14 protein-coding genes are annotated in these 16,845 nt (G+C 60.6%); 7 read left to right on the top strand and 7 right to left on the bottom strand.

The window, feature by feature from the left end; all coding sequences use genetic code 11:
• The first annotated feature begins 148 nt into the window (after window positions 1–148).
• Entirely contained in the window at window positions 149–1,357 is a 1,209-nt protein-coding gene (gspF, locus tag CAL20_RS10500) for a type II secretion system inner membrane protein GspF (protein ID WP_094837827.1), read from the top strand.
• A 65-nt stretch (window positions 1,358–1,422) separates the two neighbouring features.
• Here the strand turns inward: gspF and CAL20_RS10495 are convergent, their stop codons facing one another.
• The 3 genes from CAL20_RS10495 to CAL20_RS10485 are packed head-to-tail and all read right to left on the bottom strand — an operon-like array spanning window position 1,423 to window position 4,824.
• Entirely contained in the window at window positions 1,423–1,761 is a 339-nt protein-coding gene (locus tag CAL20_RS10495) for a P-II family nitrogen regulator (RefSeq protein ID WP_094838362.1), read from the bottom strand.
• A gap of 25 nt (window positions 1,762–1,786) precedes the next feature.
• Complete coding sequence (locus CAL20_RS10490) at window positions 1,787–3,436, bottom strand: NAD+ synthase (RefSeq protein WP_094838361.1); 1,650 nt, start codon at window positions 3,434–3,436, stop codon at window positions 1,787–1,789.
• 38 nt (window positions 3,437–3,474) lie between these two features.
• Window positions 3,475–4,824: a mechanosensitive ion channel family protein gene (locus CAL20_RS10485; protein ID WP_094837826.1), complete on the bottom strand. Its 1,350-nt coding sequence runs from the start codon at window positions 4,822–4,824 to the stop codon at window positions 3,475–3,477.
• A 135-nt stretch (window positions 4,825–4,959) separates the two neighbouring features.
• On the opposite strand from CAL20_RS10485, the gene argH reads away from it, so the two are divergent.
• Window positions 4,960–6,384 carry an argininosuccinate lyase gene (gene argH, locus CAL20_RS10480; protein ID WP_094820943.1) on the top strand — a complete coding sequence of 475 codons (1,425 nt, stop codon included), beginning with the start codon at window positions 4,960–4,962 and terminating at the stop codon, window positions 6,382–6,384.
• Between the two features lie 105 nt (window positions 6,385–6,489).
• Window positions 6,490–8,490 (top strand): PEP/pyruvate-binding domain-containing protein, encoded by a 2,001-nt coding sequence (locus CAL20_RS10475; protein WP_094837825.1) that lies wholly within the window; start codon window positions 6,490–6,492, stop codon window positions 8,488–8,490.
• 113 nt (window positions 8,491–8,603) lie between these two features.
• On the opposite strand, the gene CAL20_RS10470 is transcribed toward CAL20_RS10475, so the two are convergent.
• Together CAL20_RS10470 and cadR are read right to left on the bottom strand one after the other, a co-directional pair.
• Complete coding sequence (locus CAL20_RS10470; RefSeq protein WP_094821383.1) at window positions 8,604–9,188, bottom strand: nitroreductase family protein; 585 nt, start codon at window positions 9,186–9,188, stop codon at window positions 8,604–8,606.
• 227 nt (window positions 9,189–9,415) lie between these two features.
• Complete coding sequence (gene cadR / locus CAL20_RS10465; protein ID WP_094820941.1) at window positions 9,416–9,850, bottom strand: Cd(II)/Pb(II)-responsive transcriptional regulator; 435 nt, start codon at window positions 9,848–9,850, stop codon at window positions 9,416–9,418.
• Window positions 9,851–9,987: 137 nt separating this feature from the next.
• Between cadR and CAL20_RS10460 the strand changes: the two genes are divergently transcribed.
• The 4 genes from CAL20_RS10460 to CAL20_RS10445 all read left to right on the top strand — a co-directional run bounded on the left by CAL20_RS10460 (window position 9,988) and on the right by CAL20_RS10445 (window position 14,880).
• Window positions 9,988–12,405, top strand: a complete 2,418-nt coding sequence (locus CAL20_RS10460) for a heavy metal translocating P-type ATPase (protein ID WP_179266650.1) — start codon at window positions 9,988–9,990, stop codon at window positions 12,403–12,405.
• 179 nt (window positions 12,406–12,584) lie between these two features.
• Window positions 12,585–13,367, top strand: a complete 783-nt coding sequence (locus CAL20_RS10455; protein WP_094820939.1) for an amino acid ABC transporter substrate-binding protein — start codon at window positions 12,585–12,587, stop codon at window positions 13,365–13,367.
• 92 nt (window positions 13,368–13,459) lie between these two features.
• Window positions 13,460–14,140 carry an amino acid ABC transporter permease gene (locus CAL20_RS10450; protein WP_094820938.1) on the top strand — a complete coding sequence of 227 codons (681 nt, stop codon included), beginning with the start codon at window positions 13,460–13,462 and terminating at the stop codon, window positions 14,138–14,140.
• On the top strand, window positions 14,137–14,880 hold the full coding sequence (locus CAL20_RS10445; protein WP_094820937.1) for an amino acid ABC transporter ATP-binding protein: 744 nt from the start codon (window positions 14,137–14,139) through the stop codon (window positions 14,878–14,880). Before CAL20_RS10450 ends, CAL20_RS10445 begins: the two co-directional genes overlap by 4 nt.
• 86 nt (window positions 14,881–14,966) lie before the next feature.
• On the opposite strand, the gene CAL20_RS10440 is transcribed toward CAL20_RS10445, so the two are convergent.
• Together CAL20_RS10440 and CAL20_RS10435 are read right to left on the bottom strand one after the other, a co-directional pair.
• A complete protein-coding gene (locus CAL20_RS10440) occupies window positions 14,967–15,929 on the bottom strand; it encodes a Bug family tripartite tricarboxylate transporter substrate binding protein (protein ID WP_094837824.1) in 963 nt (320 codons plus the stop codon).
• Window positions 15,930–15,991: 62 nt separating this feature from the next.
• Window positions 15,992–16,786, bottom strand: a complete 795-nt coding sequence (locus CAL20_RS10435; protein WP_094837823.1) for a GntR family transcriptional regulator — start codon at window positions 16,784–16,786, stop codon at window positions 15,992–15,994.
• Window positions 16,787–16,845: the final 59 nt, after the last annotated feature.

Below are 16,845 nucleotides of genomic sequence, written 5' to 3'. Positions count from 1 at the left end.
GACTACGGCAACGTTTCCGGAGGGCAAACAGATAACTCGCGACAATGAATTTCGCGGCCGAGTATACGGGGTACCTCTGCAACACTATTGTCATAATTCGGCGTCAATCTGGCGGCCTATAAATTCAAGAAATTCCAGACTTTTTTGCATGCCCTCATTTCGCTACGAAGCCACCGATCTGGTGGGAAAGATCGTCCACGGCACACTCGATGCTGAAACCGAACGCGGTGCACGCAACCAATTGCGCGCCCGCGGATTGTTGCCCTTGTCTACAACGCTCGCCGCCTCTCGCCATGCAGCGGGTACCAGCGTCCTGCAGCGTCGCCTGTCCGATGGCGAACTGGCATGGTTGACTCGGCAGTTGTCCAGCCTGCTCGCGGCCCGCCTGCCGCTGGACGCTGCACTCAGCGCAACGTTGGAGCAAGCCGAAAGCCGGCACGTCGCCGGCGCGCTGACGGGGGTGCGCGACGAAGTCCGTGCAGGATTCCGCCTGGCGGATGCGCTGGCCACCCGCCCGCGCGATTTTCCAGAAATTTATCGAGCGCTAGTTGCCGCCGGCGAAGAGTCCGGTGATCTGGCACAGGTCATGGAAAAACTCGCCGATTACATCGAGGAACGCAATGCCCTGCGCGGCAAGGTGATGACGGCTTTCATATACCCCGTCGTCGTGGCCTGCGTATCAGTCGTGATCGTGGCATTCCTGTTGGGCTACGTCGTACCGCAGGTGATCACCGCGTTTGACCATGCGCACCAGCAACTGCCGTTGTTGACACGAGTCATGCTCACGCTCAGTGATTTCGTGCGCGACTGGGGGCTGATTACCGGCGTGGCTGCTGTTGCCCTGTTTGCGTTATGGCGGCTGACATTGCGCTCGCCTGCGCGCCGCATCGCCTGGCATGCCCGCTTGCTGCGGATGCCGATGGCGGGCCGTTTCGTGTTGGGTGTGGATGTGGCGCGTTTCGCCTCCACGCTGGCGATCTTGAGCGGCAGCGGCGTCAGCCTCCTGGGCGCGTTAAATGCGGCGCGCCGCACCCTGGGCAATGATCGCCTGCGTAGCGCCGTCGACGAAGCCACAGAGCGTGTGCGCGAAGGCGCGCCGCTGGCTGCCGCGCTCGCCGCGCAAAAAGTCTTTCCGTCTTTGTTGATTCACCTGATTGCCAGCGGCGAGAAAACCGGCCGTCTGCCGGAACTGCTGGAGCGCGGTGCGCAGAACCTGTCGCGCGATCTGGAACGCCGCGCCATGGCGATGACCGCCCTGTTGGAACCCATGCTGATCCTTATCATGGGCGGCTTTGTGCTGCTGATTGTGCTGGCAGTGATGATGCCGATCCTGGATATGAATCAGCTCGTGCGTTAAAGGAGGGAGCTCATCCCTCCCCACCAACATTGCGCCGGGCTCATCTCAGCCCAGGCGACTGTCACTTACAGGGCTTGTTCACCGTTCTCACCAGTACGGATACGAATAGCCTGTTCGACCGGCGAGACGAAAATCTTGCCGTCACCGATCTTGCCGGTACGGGCGGCCTTGATGATGGCCTCAATCGCGGGCTCGACCATCTCGTCGCCCAACACCACTTCGACACGAATCTTGGGCAGGAAATCGACCACATATTCAGCCCCTCGGTACAACTCGGTATGCCCTTTCTGGCGGCCAAACCCCTTGACCTCGGTAACCGTCAGGCCGCTGACGCCGACTTCGGCGAGGGCTTCGCGCACCTCGTCGAGCTTGAATGGCTTGATGATGGCAGTGACTTGTTTCACGTTATTCTGATCCTGAAGAAAAAACTTAAACGGTTTCCCGAAATCCATTGGTGACAGGATAGCGCCAATCCCGGCCAAACGCCCGCGGCGTAATACGGGGCCCCGGAGGCGCCTGGCGGCGCTTGTATTCGTTGATGCGAATCAAACGCACGATCTGCTCGACGGCAGGCTGCGGAAAGCCTGCGGCAACGATCTCGGCCGCCGACTCATTGCGCTCCATATAGCGCTCCATGATGCCGTCCAGAATGTCATACGGCGGCAAACTGTCCTGATCGGTCTGGTCCGGGCGCAGTTCGGCCGAAGGCGGACGCGTGAGAATGCGTCGCGGAATGACCTCCGTTTCACGGTTGCGCCACTCGGCCAGGCGATAGACCAGGGTTTTCGGCACGTCCTTGATCACCGCGAAACCGCCCGCCATATCGCCATACAGCGTGCAATAGCCCGTCGTCAGCTCGGATTTGTTGCCAGTGGTCAGCACCAGACGGCCCGTCTTGTTCGACAGCGCCATCAACAAGGTCCCACGCACGCGAGCCTGGATGTTCTCCTCAGTCGCATCGATGGGCAAACCGGCAAACTGCGGCGCCAGCATGCTCTCGAATGCCTCAAAGGCCGGAGCAATGGCGATATCGTCGTGTTGCACACCCAGCCGCTGCGCCATATCAGTCGCGTCCGTCTGGGAAATATCGGCGGTATAGCGCGACGGCATCATTACTGTACGCACGTTTTCCGCGCCCAGCGCATCCACCGCCACGGCCAGCACCACGGCCGAATCGATCCCGCCGGACAGGCCGATGATCGCGCCAGGAAAACCATTCTTGCCCAGATAATCCCGCACGCCCAGCACCAGCGCGTTCCAGACTTGTTCTTCGAGGCAATAGGGCTTGACGTCGGCATGGGCGGATATCGGCCGTACTGCGCCCGCGGCATCCACCTCGACCACATTCACGCCTTCGGTGTAATCGGGCAGGCGTGCGGCCGATTGTCCCTGGGCATCCAGGGCGAACGATGCGCCGTCAAATACCAGCTCGTCCTGCCCGCCCACCATATTCGCGTAGATCACCGCACAACCGGTGTCCTGTACGCAGCGGCGTGCAACTCGCAGACGCTCGTCCTGCTTGCCCGTGTTATAGGGCGAGGCGTTAGGCACCAGCAGCACCTGAGCCCCGGCCTGCGCCGCCGCCCGTGGGGCGCCTTCGAACCAGATGTCTTCGCAGATGTTGACACCGAAACGCACGCCTTTGACCTCAAAGACCAGCGCATCATCAGCGGCAATGAAATAGCGTTGCTCGTCGAAAACCGAATAATTCGGCAATTCGCGCTTGCGATACACCCCAACCACGCGCCCTTCGCACAGCACCGTGGCTGCGTTGTACAGGTTTTCACCCTCAGCCAGCACATGACCGACCACCAGATGCAGTCCAGCCAAGCCGGCCGCATCCCGGCGCAACTGATCCAGCGCAGCCTCCTGGCTATCGACAAAATGCGGCCGCAGCAGCAGATCCTCGGGCGGATAGCCCGTCAGCACCAGCTCGGGTGTGACCAGAATATCGGCACCCTGCTCGTGCGCCGAGCGCGCGGCCTTGAGGACACGGGCGGCATTACCGGCAACATCACCCACATAAGCGTTGATTTGCGCGATTCCAACGCGGGCAACGCGGTTTGACGACGGTTCCAAAATGGGGATTCCCAATCGGTTGAAGACAAAAGAAAAAATTATCGCATGCCTGCGCCGCCGCCCGGCTCCCAGCCCGCCTCGGCCGCCCCCGGATGCCCCTGCAAGGCGCGCTCTCGCATCAATTCGTGCTGAATGGCCCGCCCCAGCCCGTCGCCCATGGCGCCGACGTCGGCCCCTGAGGGCTGCTGGTACAGGCGCAAGCCCAGCTCAGGCAGAATCGCCAGCATATGATCAAAGATATCGCCCTGGATCCGCTCAAACTCGACCCAGGCCGTCAGCGCCGTAAAGCAATACACCTCCACCGGAATCCCGTCTGACTGGGGTTCCATCATGCGCACCATCTGGGCCATATCGTGGCGGATTTCGGGATGCTGCTTGATAAATGCCAGCGCATATGCCCGAAAGGTGCCTATATTCGTCAACCGGCGGCGATTGGCAGGGACCAGAGCCAGATCACTGCCCAACTGACTATTGGCCTGCTGTATATCCGTTTGTTTGGCCGTCAGATAATCGCGCAACAGGCGAAACCGCATCAGCCCTTGGGCCTCGTCATCGGTCAGAAAGCGCACCGAGGTCGCATCGACCCGCAACGTACGCTTGATCCGACGCCCGCCGGACTCGAACATCTGCCGGTAATTACGGTAGCTTTCCGAAAACAGCTTATAGGTAGGCACCGTCGTCACGGTGTTATCCCAGTTTTGCACCTTGACCGTATGCAAAGCGATATCACGCACAAACCCATCGGCATTGGCCTGCGGCATCTCGATCCAATCGCCGATGCGCAGCATGTCGTTAGAGGTCAATTGAGTACTGGCCACAAAAGACAGCAAGGTGTCCTTGAACACGAGCAGCAACACCGCAGAAAGCGCACCCAGACCGGAAATCATCCAGAGCGGCGAACGGTCCAGCACAATAGACAGCACCAATACGGTGCAAACGGCCACCAGCATCAGTTTGCCGATCTGGATATAGCCTTTTATCGAACGGGTTTGCGCCCGCGTCGTCGCCGAATAGGTGTCCTGCAACGCGCTCAACACGCCGCCGATGGCCATAAAGACACAGATCCATGCCGCTGCGTGCGCCAGCCGGCCGACCACACTGACGGCCTGTTCCATGTGCGGCACGAGGCCTACGCCCAATGACACCACCGCAAACGGGACGGCATACCAGGCATTATGATAGGCGCGCCGCCGATGCAGCGCCTTGTCCCAGTTTTCACGCCCGGTCAGAATGAGCAACCGATGAGCGCAGAACAGCACGATCCGCGCTACTACCCACTGCGCGATCAACGCCGTCACGACCAATGCGCCGATGCCTACCAGCGTCTGTGCCCAAGCCTCGTGGGGTACGTACTCTCCCAGTCTGACCACCAAGCGATCCCAATCCAAAGCCTAGACTCCTCGTCATTGCGGATTGCGAAATTATCTAACAAGTCGTCCTCGTCCGGGTCTACGGGATCGGGAGATGGCAGCCGGACACGCCGCCACCGCTGCCGCCGCCCTGGCTCTATAATCCAGCCCATCATGGCAAAAACACCCAACTCCGACCAAAACCAGTTCGCCAACAAGGCGCAAGCCTGGTCCGCCCGGTTCTCTGAGCCGGTTTCCGATCTCGTCAAACGCTATACCGCGTCCGTGGACTTCGACAAGCGCCTGGCGCGCTACGATATCCAGGGTTCGCTGGCACACGCCGACATGCTGGCGGCCCAGGGCATCATCAACGCCCAGGATCTGGCCGACATCCAGCGAGGCATGACCCAGATCCTGTCCGAAATCGATGCCGGCACCTTCCAATGGCTGCTCGACCTCGAAGACGTCCACCTGAATATCGAAAAACGGCTGGTCGAGTTGGTGGGCGATGCGGGCAAACGCCTGCACACCGGCCGTTCGCGTAACGACCAGGTCGCGACCGACATCCGCCTGTGGCTGCGCGCCGAAATCGATAACCTGATCGAACTGCTGCGCCAACTGCGCCATGCCCTGGCCACCGTCGCCCTGGAACACGCCGGCACCATCATGCCCGGCTTTACCCACCTGCAGGTCGCCCAGCCGGTCACGTTTGGCCACCATCTGCTCGCCTACGCCGAGATGTTCGGCCGCGACGCCGAGCGCCTGGCCGACTGCCGCCGCCGCGTCAATCGCCTGCCGCTGGGCGCAGCCGCCCTGGCCGGCACCTCGTTCCCGATCGATCGCGAGCGCGTGGCCAAGACGCTCGGCTTTGACGGCGTGTGCCGCAACTCGCTGGACGCCGTATCCGACCGCGATTTCGCTATCGAATTCTGCGCCGCCGGCGCCCTGATCATGACGCACGTCTCGCGCCTGTCCGAGGAACTGGTCCTCTGGATGAGCCCGCGCGTGGGCTTCATCGACCTGGCCGACCGTTTCTGCACCGGCAGCTCGATCATGCCGCAAAAGAAAAACCCCGATGTGCCCGAGCTGGCGCGCGGCAAAACCGGACGCGTCAACGGCCATCTGGTCGCCCTGCTGACCCTGATGAAAGGCCAGCCCCTGGCCTACAACAAGGACAACCAGGAAGACAAAGAAGGCCTGTTCGACACCGCGGACACTCTGCGCGACACGCTGACCATCTTTGCCGACATGGCTGGCGGCATCAAGGTCAAATCGGACAACATGCGCGCCGCCGCATTGCAAGGCTTTGCCACGGCGACCGATCTGGCCGACTACCTGGTCAAACGCGGCGTGCCTTTCCGCGATGCACACGAAGTCGTAGCCCATGCGGTGCGCGACTGCGAACAACGCGGCTGCGACCTGGCCGACCTGTCCACGGCCGACCTGAAGGCCTACCACGCCAGCATCGACGAGGACGTTCACCAGGTGCTGACCCTGGAAGGCTCGGTGGCAGCACGCAAGCACGTCGGCGGCACTGCGCCCGAGCGCGTCGCCGAAGAAGCGCAACGCGTCCTGGCTGAAACAGCACAGCAAGGCTGATTTTCCGCACGCCTGGCTGCTTTACTTTCGAGGCCCTTGTATATCGCTCTTTACCGGGCGGTATTCAGGGGCCTTACCTTATTCCCGCCAACTCGCACCAAGACCATGATTCGCTACGTTCACGCCGCCGCGGCGGGCCTGGCTCTGCTGGCGGTGATCACCAGCCCAATTACCCTCGCGCAGACCGCACGCAAACCCTCTTCATATGAAGAAAGCAAGCGGCAGTTCCTGCCGCCCGAGTCTGGTGCTGCCTCAACCGAGCCAAATAACGGTGGAACTGCGGCGACAACACCTAATCGCGCTCCGGCCTTTCTAAACCAGATCCGTACCCAGGCCGATTTCCAACAGCTTGCCCGCGTCTACAACACCGGCACGCCATTGGAAATCCCCCATGTGATCTTCGTCATCGACCGCAAGCGGAATAATCGGCTTTACTACATCAATACCCCACGATTCGATCTGCATGAAAACTTCGTGCGGCAGCAGGGCCTGCAGCGCAACCTGGACAGGGCTACGCTGAACGCCCAATACCGCTCCCCCAACCGCCGGTTCCTGTTTGGCACCATCAGTTGGCAACGCGATCTGCCGGGCTATACGTACGAATTCTGGGAAGGCGATCGTCTCACGCTGGACCTCCTGCGCTTGGCCGACACCACCTTGCGTTCTGCTTTTTACGCGCCCATCCGTTTCAAGACCAATTCGACAGAGCACGAGCACGCCGCGCAACTGGCCAGTCTGCCTTTTGTGACCCAAGAGGCGCTGATTCGCGAGCAATCTTTTCTGCCGCTGAACGAAGGGCGCGCACAAGGCAAGCTACGCATCATCCGGTCAGTAGAAAACACGCCCGACATCGCCCCCACCGATATTGTCGTCTTGGACGAAGTCCCCATTGCGCTCTCACCCGTTGCCGGCCTGATCACTCAGCGTCCATCCACCGTGTTGTCGCACGTCAATCTGCTGGCCAAGGGATGGCGCATCCCCAACGCCTATGTCCGTGATGCCGTAAACACATTGCGCGACTATGACGGCCAATGGGTGGAGCTCAGCGTCACGCATAACGGCTATGACCTGCAACGTATCGCCCAACCTCAGACCCCGGCGCCCAAGCCTGTCAACGCAACATTGCCTAAACCCGATCTCACGGTCAAAGCAATCAAACCGCTGGCCGGTCTGAAAACACGGGACAGCCGCTTTTGTGGTGTAAAAGCGGCCAATCTGGGCGCGCTTTCGTCGGCATTGGCCCCTGCTGCCAGCGTACCTGATGGCTTCTGCATCCCATTCGCGCAATACGCCGCGTTCATGCATAAGTTGGGCGTTCCCGAACGCGTGGCAGCGCTGGAACAACGCCCCGACTTTATCAACGACGCCACCGTACGCCGCGCCGAATTGGCATCCCTGCGACAAGACATTATTCAGGCCCGTCCCGACCCGGCCCTCATCGCCACGTGGCAGCAACGCTGGCAAAGCCAACTACAAGGGCGCGGCGTCTTCGTGCGCAGCTCATCGAACTCCGAGGATCTGCCTGGTTTCAGCGGCGCAGGCCTATACACCACCGTTCCCAACGTCACCCAAGCCGACGCGTTCACGCAGGCCGTACTGACCGTATGGGCCTCGGTGTACAACTTCGAGGCCTACGAGGCGCGGCGTGCTGCTGGCATGCCGCACGACAGCGTCGTGATGGGCGTCCTGGTACAACTGGCCGCCGCCTCGGACAGCTCGGGCGTCATGATCACGCGCGATCCCTTCGATGCCTCGCGGCGGTACATCACTTATCTCTCGGCCAAACGGGGGCTGGGAATCAAAGTCGTCGAGGGCAAGCGGCAGGCCGAACAAGTCATGTATTCGAGCTGGTCCAAAGCCGTGCAGGTGTTGAGCCGTTCCGCAGAGGATACGCAGCTCGTCGCGAACGCTTCAGGCGGTGTACGCGAGGTCCCCATTCAGGGCGAACGCCAGGTCCTGAACGACGCCTTGATCGTGCGATTGGCAGCCGTGGGCAAACAGATCAAGCAACGGCTGGGGAACGTGGATCAGGATATCGAATGGGCCGTACAAGGCGACAAGATCCTGATCCTGCAGGCCCGGCCGTATATCGACGGCCGCCGCTAGCGCCCCCCGGGGTCTGCCACGAAGGACTGTGGCCGGCCTCGCTTTGAGGGTTTTGGCGAGGTATGGCCAACGCGATCCCAACGGTTCGCCTTGGCCCCATTACTCGATGATAATCAGACCGGACCAGTCCACTCGGTCACGAATTCCCGGAAATCCGGCCGCTCCACGGTCGGCACTGCGCAGCCCGGCGTCCCGATCGCCAAAAATCCCAGGAAACGGTAGTCCAACGCATCCAGGCCCAGGGCGTTCTGGACTTCCTCGAGATAGGTCCCCATCCCTGTACTCCAGAACGCGCCATAGCCCAGCGCATGGACACCGTTCAGGATATTCATCACTGCCGCCCCCGTGGCCAGCAGCTGTTCCTGCTCGGGCACCTTGGGATTGTCGTGATCGATTTTGTGCGCCAGGCCGATGAACAACGGCACTTCGCTCATCCATTGCCGCACGGATTTTTCTTTCTCGGGCGTCATACGGGGATCGCCGCTGCGCTTGACCGCATCAAGCGCCAAATCGGCCAGACGGCCAATCGCTTCGCCGCGGATCAGCACGAAACGCCAGGGACGCAGCTTGCCATGATCAGGCGCGCTCATGGCGGCCTGCAAGATCTGATCCAGTTCTTCCTGCTTAGGCGCAGGCGCACGCAGAAACTTCATCGAACGGCGCGAAGCCAACGCATGCAAAGGAGAAACAACAGTCATGGTCCAACCCATCAAATTAAAAAAGCCATCCTGAGCGTTCGGCTTGCCGCCGCCCAAGGCGCGTTTTGGCCCGCGGGCTACCCAGGGGCAAAACTCAGTCGAGAAACGTTCTCATCATACCCTCAGGTGGGCGCCGCCCCCCTGAATTCCCGGGTCAGCATTGCTGGCAAGCTGCGCATACCCAGTTTTCCTCACGCCCCTCGTCCGCTGGGTCTGAATAAATCCCCTCACCCCAAGTGGGTATGCCGCGCAGGCCGCTCTTCCACCTGCATCTCCGACAAACCATGCAAAATCCCGCAGTCCTCTGCATCCGGGTGAGCAGACAGACAGCGCTGCCGGATTTCGGTCAATTGCGTCTTTAGCTGCATCAACTCGGTAATCCGGGCATCGACGTGGGCAATATGGGCGTCGAACAGCTCATTGATCGGGCCGCAGCCCGCCTGATGATTGTCCGCCAACTGCAAAATCGTCCGAATTTCTTCCTGCGTCATATCCAACGCGCGGCAATTACGGATCAACAGCAGCCGCTCCAGGTGCGGCGCGCCATAGCTGCGGTAATTATTCATACCGCGCTCCGGCTCGGGCAACAGGCCCTCTTTCTCGTAATAGCGCACGGTTTCAACCGTCGTGCCGGCGGCTTTCGCGAGTTCACCGATTTTCATCTGGACCTCCTTCAGGCTCCCCTGCCGCGCAACCTGCGCACCGCACGAGAGCAAACACCAATTCAAACGCTTGACCCTATAGTAACTCCAGGGTGTGAAATAGGCTCTACTCTCCTGACATAGACGGAATTTGACCTATGCCTAATTCGTCCGCCTCTCACCGCAGTTGCTGCGGCGACAGCCACGAACACAATGCCGCGACGGCTCACCAGCACGATTCCAGAACCGCCCACGAGCACGCCTCCTGCGGCGGCCATGATCATGCACACAGCCACGGCAGTGACAAGGCAACGGCCCATGCCGGCCACACCCATGAAAGCAGCGAGCTCAGTTGCTGTGCCGCCGACGCGCCGGCCCCGAGCGTATCGACCCTGACGGCAGGTCCCGGTCAGCAACTGACGCGCCTGCGCATCGGTCAGATGGACTGCCCGACCGAAGAAACCCTGATCCGCAAAAAGCTGGACAGGCTGTCAGGCGTGCACGACGTTCACTTCAACCTGATGCAGCGCATTTTGACTGTTGTTCACGCCGAAGGATTGCTCGACTCCATCGTGAGTGCTATCAAATCGCTGGACATGACCCCCGAGGTCCTCGCCCAGGACGATGCGGGCGGCTCAGCGCCACCGGAAAAGCCCTCCTCGCGCACCGGCTATATGCTGGCCGCGGGAGGCGTACTGGCCCTCCTGTCCGAGGCTGCGCATTTCGCCTCCCTCCCCACGGCAATCAGCGCCGTCCTGGCGGTAGCCGCCATTCTGACCTGCGGCCTGGGCACCTATCGCAAAGGCTGGATCGCACTGCGCAACGGCAACCTCAACATCAATGCCTTGATGAGTATCGCCGTCACCGGCGCCGTCCTCATCGGCCAATGGCCCGAAGCCGCCATGGTGATGGTGCTGTTCAACATCGCCGAGCTCATCGAGGCCCGCGCGCTCGACCGGGCGCGCAACGCCGTGCGAGACCTGTTGGCGCTGACCCCGCAGGTCGCCACCGCACGCCAGCCCGATGGATCGTGGAAAGAAGTCCCTGTCGCCCAACTCCGTTTAGAAGACTGGGTCCGCGTGCGTCCGGGCGAGCGTATCGCCGCTGATGGCATCATCGCCGAAGGTGCCTCCGCCATCGACCAATCCGCGATCACCGGCGAAAGCCTGCCGGTCGACAAAACCGTCGGCGATACCGTTTTCGCCGGTACGGTCAACACCACGGGTGCATTCGACTATCGCGTCACCGCTGCCGCAGGCAACACGACATTGGCGCGCATCATTCATGCCGTCGAGCAAGCCCAAGGCGCGCGCGCGCCCACCCAGCGATTCATCGACCGATTCTCTCGCGTCTACACGCCAATCGTGGTCGTACTCGCGATCCTGATCGCCGTAGTGCCGCCCCTATTCATGGATCAACCGTGGATGGACGCGATCTACCGCGCGCTCGCCCTGCTGATCATCGCCTGCCCCTGCGCCCTGGTGATTTCCACCCCCGTCAGCGTCGTCAGCGGCCTGACCGCGGCCGCACGGCGCGGCATCCTGATCAAAGGCGGCGTTTACCTCGAACAAGGCCGCAAACTGACCTGGCTGGCGCTGGACAAGACCGGCACGCTGACACATGGCAAGCCGGTTTGCACAGACTTTGTGGTCCCAACCGACGCGGCCTTCCGGTCTGCGCCGTTGGCCGATGCCGGGCTCGCCGCTGCGCTCGAATCGCCCGCGGCTCGCCTGGCGGCCAGTTTGGCTGCGCGTTCCGATCACCCTGTCTCGCGCGCTATCGCCCAGGCCTACACCGCCGCCTACCCGGGTGCCACGTTGCCCGAGGTACAAGATTTTGCCGCCCTGCTGGGACGTGGCGTACGTGGCCGTATCGGCGATCAGACCCTGCACCTGGGCAACCTGCGCTTGATGCGCGAACTGAACGTCGCAACGCAAGACATCCAGGCACAAATCGAAACCTACGAAGCCCAGGGCAAAACCGCCATCGCCCTGACCGACGGCACCCGGATACTGGCTCTGGCCGCCGTTGCCGACACGTTGAAGCCCACCAGCCGCGCCGCCATTGCGAGCCTGCACGAACTTGACGTGCGTACCCTGATGCTGACGGGCGACAACAGCCTCACCGCGCGCGCCATCGCCGAACAGGCCGGTATCGACGAGGCCCACGGCGATCTCCTGCCCGAAGACAAACAGCGTGCGATCGAGGCCAAGCTGAGCGACAGCGGCCAGGTCGGCATGGTCGGTGACGGCATCAACGATGCCCCCGCTCTCGCCCGCGCCAACATCGGTTTCGCCATGGGTGCGGCGGGCACCGGCACGGCCATCGAGACGGCCGACGTGGCCCTGATGGATGACGATCTGCGCAAAATCTCGCAATTCGTACGTCTATCGCGCGCCACGCACCGTATCCTGATGCAAAACATCATCTTGGCCCTGGGCATCAAGGCTGTATTCCTGGTGCTGGCCGCCACCGGTCACGCCACGCTCTGGATGGCCGTATTCGCCGACGTGGGTGCCAGCCTCTTGGTAGTCGCCAATGGATTGAGGCTGCTGCACACCAGCTCAAGCAGATAACCGTTCAAGCTCCAGGAGTTGGCGCCAGCACACAGAGTTTTATAACCATAAGAAATATTTTCAACATTTTTTATGTGTTGTGGAAGAATAGGCAGCTTGTTAGAGTCGTCGTTTATGCTCAGTGAGTGGCTCACAAGGCCACCTCTGCGCCCATAACAACATCACTCGGAGCGTGACCTATGAAACCCCTGCGTTCGATTCTGTTGGCCGGCCTGCTACCCCTGACTCTGGCCGTATCCGCTCACGCCCAGGATGATCTGGCCAACATCAAATCTGCTGGCGCAATCAAGATCGGCACCGAAGGCACATATGCCCCGTTCAGCTATCACGATGCATCGGGCAAGCTCACCGGTTTTGACGTAGACATCGGCCGCGCCATTGCAGAGCGCCTGGGCGTGAAAGCCGAATTTGTCGAAGGCAAGTGGGACGGCCTGATCGCCGGCCTGGACGTCAAACGCTACGATGCCGTCATCAACCAGGTCGGCATCACTGACGCCCGCAAGGCCAAATACGACTTCTCCGATCCTTACATCGCCTCCGAGGCAGTTTTGATCGTGCGCGATGACAACACCGAGATCAAGAGCTTTGACGACATCAAGGGCAAGCGCTCGGCCAATACCTTGACCAGCAACTTCGGCAAACTGGCGCAGAAATATGGTGCCCAGGTCGTCGCCGTGCAGGGTTTTAACGAGGCCATCGACCTGCTGCTTTCCGGCCGTGTCGATGCCACCATCAACGACAACCTGTCGTTCCTGGACTTCAAAAAGCAAAAACCGAACGCCAAAGCCAAAATCGTCGCCAGCGATAAAACCGCCGAATTCAGCGAATCCGGCGTGCTGATCCGCAAAGACAACCCCGAGCTGCGCGCCGCCATCAACAAGGCATTGACGGACATCAAGGCCGACGGCACGTATAAAACCATCTCGGAAAAATACTTCGGCACGGATCTGTCCGCGAAGTAAATCCGCTATGACGGAAGACGGCACATGCATGATGCTGTCTTCCTCTGCCCTCAACGACGCACCCCGATCTCACTCACACGGACCCATCTATCGTGCCTGCCTGGTTGCAGTTGATGATCGATTCATTCTGGCCGCTGCTGCATGCGGGGCTGGTGTTTACTGTGCCGCTGACGCTGCTGTCTTTCGCAGGCGGACTGGTCCTGGCATTCATCGTGGCGCTCATCCGGCTGTTCGGCCCGGCGCCGCTGGTAGCGATCGTACGTTTTTATGTCTGGCTGATTCGAGGCACGCCGCTGCTGGTGCAGCTATTCATTATTTTCTATGGCCTGCCCAACGCAGGCATCGTGCTCGATCCCATGCCAGCCGCGTTGATCGGCTTTATCTTGAACGTCGGCGCCTATAACTCGGAAGTCATTCGCGGCGCCATCGAGTCCATCCCCAAAGGCCAGTGGGAGGCTGCCTATTCCCTCAGCATGACTCGCGGCCAGGCCATGCGCCGCACGATCCTACCTCAAGCCGCCCGTGTAGCCGTACCTCCATTGGCCAACTCTTTCATCGCTCTGGTCAAAGACACCTCGCTGGCAGCCGTACTGACCGTACCTGAAATTTTCCAGGCTGCTCAACGCATTGCCGCTGTCACTTATGAACCCTTGATTCTCTACACAGAGGCAGCCCTGATCTACCTGATATTCAGCTCGGTATTGTCCGCCGCGCAGACCCGCCTGGAACGCCGTTTCGGCCAGCATGCCGTTTTTAGCGAGGGCAAACGATGATCTCGCTCACGCAGATCGACAAACACTTTGGTGATAACCACGTGCTGCACCAGGTCGATGTTGCGCTCGCCGAAGGCAGCGTCACCGCGCTGATCGGCCCATCAGGCAGCGGCAAGAGCACCTTGCTGCGTTGTGTGAATCTGCTGGAAATCCCCGACAGCGGCACGCTGCGCGTGGGCGAGGAAGTCCTGCAGTTCGAGCCAGGGCATAGACCCTCTCGCGAAGCCGTACAACGCATCCGCCTGCAAACGGGCATGGTGTTCCAAAATTTTCAGTTGTTTCCGCACCAGACCGTCATCGATAACGTGATGGAAGGGTTGATCACCGTACAGAAATGGCCGAAGGCTCGTGCCCGCGAGCGGGCCGAGGCGCTGCTGGCGAAAGTCGGCATGCAAGACAAAGCCAACGCCTGGCCCTTGAATTTATCGGGTGGACAGCAACAACGCGTCGCCATTGCCCGTGCATTGGCGCCCTCGCCTCGCGTGCTGTTATGCGACGAGCCAACGTCAGCGCTGGACCCAGGCCTGGCGGCCGAAGTCGTCGATGTGCTCAAGCAGCTCGCCAGCGAAGGCATGACGATGCTGATGGCCACGCATGATCTGCGCCTGGCCGCGGCGATTTCGCGCGAAGCGGTGTTCTTGCAGGATGGCCGCGTGGTCGAATCAGGCGCATCGGCCGAGTTGTTTACCCGGCCGAAAGATCCTCGTACGGCGGCGTTTATTTCTACTTTGACGCAGTGATCAAGACTGCCCGGGCATCACTGCACCCTTGATCACGTATGCATGAGTAGTGCGCGGGCGTATCCCGGCAAGAGCACGGAACACTGTTACTCCAACTTCACATTCGCTGTCTTTATCGTATCTCCCCAACGCACGATCTCATTCTGAATGTACGACCCGGTTTGATCGGGAGAGCTCAGCATCACTTCGGCCCCTAATGCTGCGAACTGTGCCTGCAGCGCCTTGTCTTTCAACGCCTGCTGCATGGTCTGGTTGAGCTTCTCTACGATCGGCGCCGGCGTGCCTTTGGGCACCAGCAATGCGGCCCATGTCTGTGCGTCAAAACCCGGTACGCCGGCACGATCCATGGTCGGGATGTCGGGTAACGCCTTGGAGCCATTTCGGCTGCCTACAGCAAATACTTTGAGCGTGCCCTTTTGCACATGAGGCATGATGGCGGGTCCCGACTCGAACATCATCGCCACATCCCCCGCCATCAGCCCCGTCAAGGCGGCGGATGCGCCGCGATACGGCACGTGCATGATGTTCAGGCCCGCTTGGTGCTTGAACATTTCCATCGTCAGATGGTTCGTCAACCCCGTACCGCCCGAACCGTAATTCAATTGCCCCGGATGCTTTTTCACATAATCGATAAGCTCTTTGAGATTATTCGCCGGAAAATCCGCACGCGTGACCAAGAACTGCGGCACCACTACCACCATCGACACAGGCGTGAAGTCTTTCAACGTGTCATACGGCAGCGTGGTGTATAGCCCCGGATTGATCGCCAGCGGGCCGCTGGAGGCCATCACGAGCGTGTAGCCATCGGCCTCCGAGCGTTTGGCCCCCTCCATCCCGATGATGCCGCCCGCCCCTCCTCGATTATCAACAAAGAACGCCTGTCCCAGCGCGTCAGTCAACTGTTGGCCGATCGCCCGAGCCAGCACATCTGTCGTCTGACCGGCCGGGAACGGCACGATGATTTTTACGCCTCGATCCGGATAATCCGCTTGTGCGGGAGCATGGAGCAAAGCGCCTAGGCATAACAGTGCTGCGAGTACTCGTTTCATGGAAGGTCTCCTCCGTCCGTTTTTTTCCGAGCACGCGGCAAGCCCGCCGACAGAGAATCAACTCATGGTTCGTCTCCACGTTCCCAGTCGGTCTGCAGCTTGAAGCGATCGGCAATGTAAAAGTTTTCAGATACCGTCAGCAGACGGTCTTGCGGGTCAAAATACGCGCGCAGCATGTGCAAGGCAGGACTGCCGCTTTCCAAGCCGAGCTGGAACAATGCGTTCTCAGGCATCAGCGTGGCCTCGATCTGCTGGCGGATCCGGTGGATCTCCTGACCATAATCGTCCTGCAGCATCTTGTAGATGCTGGGATGATTGCCATGCAGTTTTTGCTTAATTCCCTCGAATTCCGGGCGGATGTACACGCGCGTATACGAGATCACACGGCCGCTTTCGACCAGACAGCGGTTGGTGTGGAACACCAGCCACTTCGAGCCTGGCTCGCAGCGCAATGACTCCGCCATGGCGTCGTCAGCCACAGCCAACGTTTCGCCAAAGACTTCCAGACGAGTCTGATCGGTATAGGCCAGCAGGTCTTTCATCCTGCCCAGGCCGGCGATATAGCTGGGCTGCGCTGCCCCGGGCTGGGCCGAGGTCACTACCGTGCCGATACTCGGGTACCGCACGATCATTCCCGTATCCACGAGCCGGCGCGTCGCCTCACGCACGGTATGCCGGCTCACGCCGAACGTGGCGCTCAGCTGAGCCTCGGTGGGCAGGAGTGACCCCACAGGATATTTCCCCGCCACGATGTCATTGAGCAGGCTTTGATGCAGCCACGCGTATCGCGGCTGTGTCTTGCTGCGTGGCGTAGCACGTGTCGGCTTGGCCGGCGGGTTGTTGTTCTTCGATGGCATGCAATTCCCTTTCGGAAAATTTATGAAGTTAATGTACGTACATTCAAATTAGATGTAAA

It is taken from the genome of Bordetella genomosp. 4 (genome assembly GCF_002261185.1).
Lineage (GTDB): Bacteria > Pseudomonadota > Gammaproteobacteria > Burkholderiales > Burkholderiaceae_B > Bordetella_A.
The sequence above is the reverse complement of the archived record's forward strand: the minus strand, read 5'-3'. Positions and strand labels throughout refer to the sequence as shown.

What these genes read in the sequence shown, in the direction of transcription:
- gspF (WP_094837827.1), top strand. Translation starts at nt 149, where the DNA reads ATGCCCTCATTTCGCTACGAAGCCACCGATCTGGTGGGAAAGATCGTC.
- argH (WP_094820943.1), top strand. Translation starts at nt 4,960, where the DNA reads ATGGCAAAAACACCCAACTCCGACCAAAACCAGTTCGCCAACAAGGCG.
- CAL20_RS10475 (WP_094837825.1), top strand. Translation starts at nt 6,490, where the DNA reads ATGATTCGCTACGTTCACGCCGCCGCGGCGGGCCTGGCTCTGCTGGCG.
- CAL20_RS10470 (WP_094821383.1), bottom strand. Translation starts at nt 9,188, where the DNA reads ATGACTGTTGTTTCTCCTTTGCATGCGTTGGCTTCGCGCCGTTCGATG.
- cadR (WP_094820941.1), bottom strand. Translation starts at nt 9,850, where the DNA reads ATGAAAATCGGTGAACTCGCGAAAGCCGCCGGCACGACGGTTGAAACC.
- CAL20_RS10460 (WP_179266650.1), top strand. Translation starts at nt 9,988, where the DNA reads ATGCCTAATTCGTCCGCCTCTCACCGCAGTTGCTGCGGCGACAGCCAC.
- CAL20_RS10455 (WP_094820939.1), top strand. Translation starts at nt 12,585, where the DNA reads ATGAAACCCCTGCGTTCGATTCTGTTGGCCGGCCTGCTACCCCTGACT.
- CAL20_RS10445 (WP_094820937.1), top strand. Translation starts at nt 14,137, where the DNA reads ATGATCTCGCTCACGCAGATCGACAAACACTTTGGTGATAACCACGTG.
- CAL20_RS10440 (WP_094837824.1), bottom strand. Translation starts at nt 15,929, where the DNA reads ATGAAACGAGTACTCGCAGCACTGTTATGCCTAGGCGCTTTGCTCCAT.
- CAL20_RS10435 (WP_094837823.1), bottom strand. Translation starts at nt 16,786, where the DNA reads ATGCCATCGAAGAACAACAACCCGCCGGCCAAGCCGACACGTGCTACG.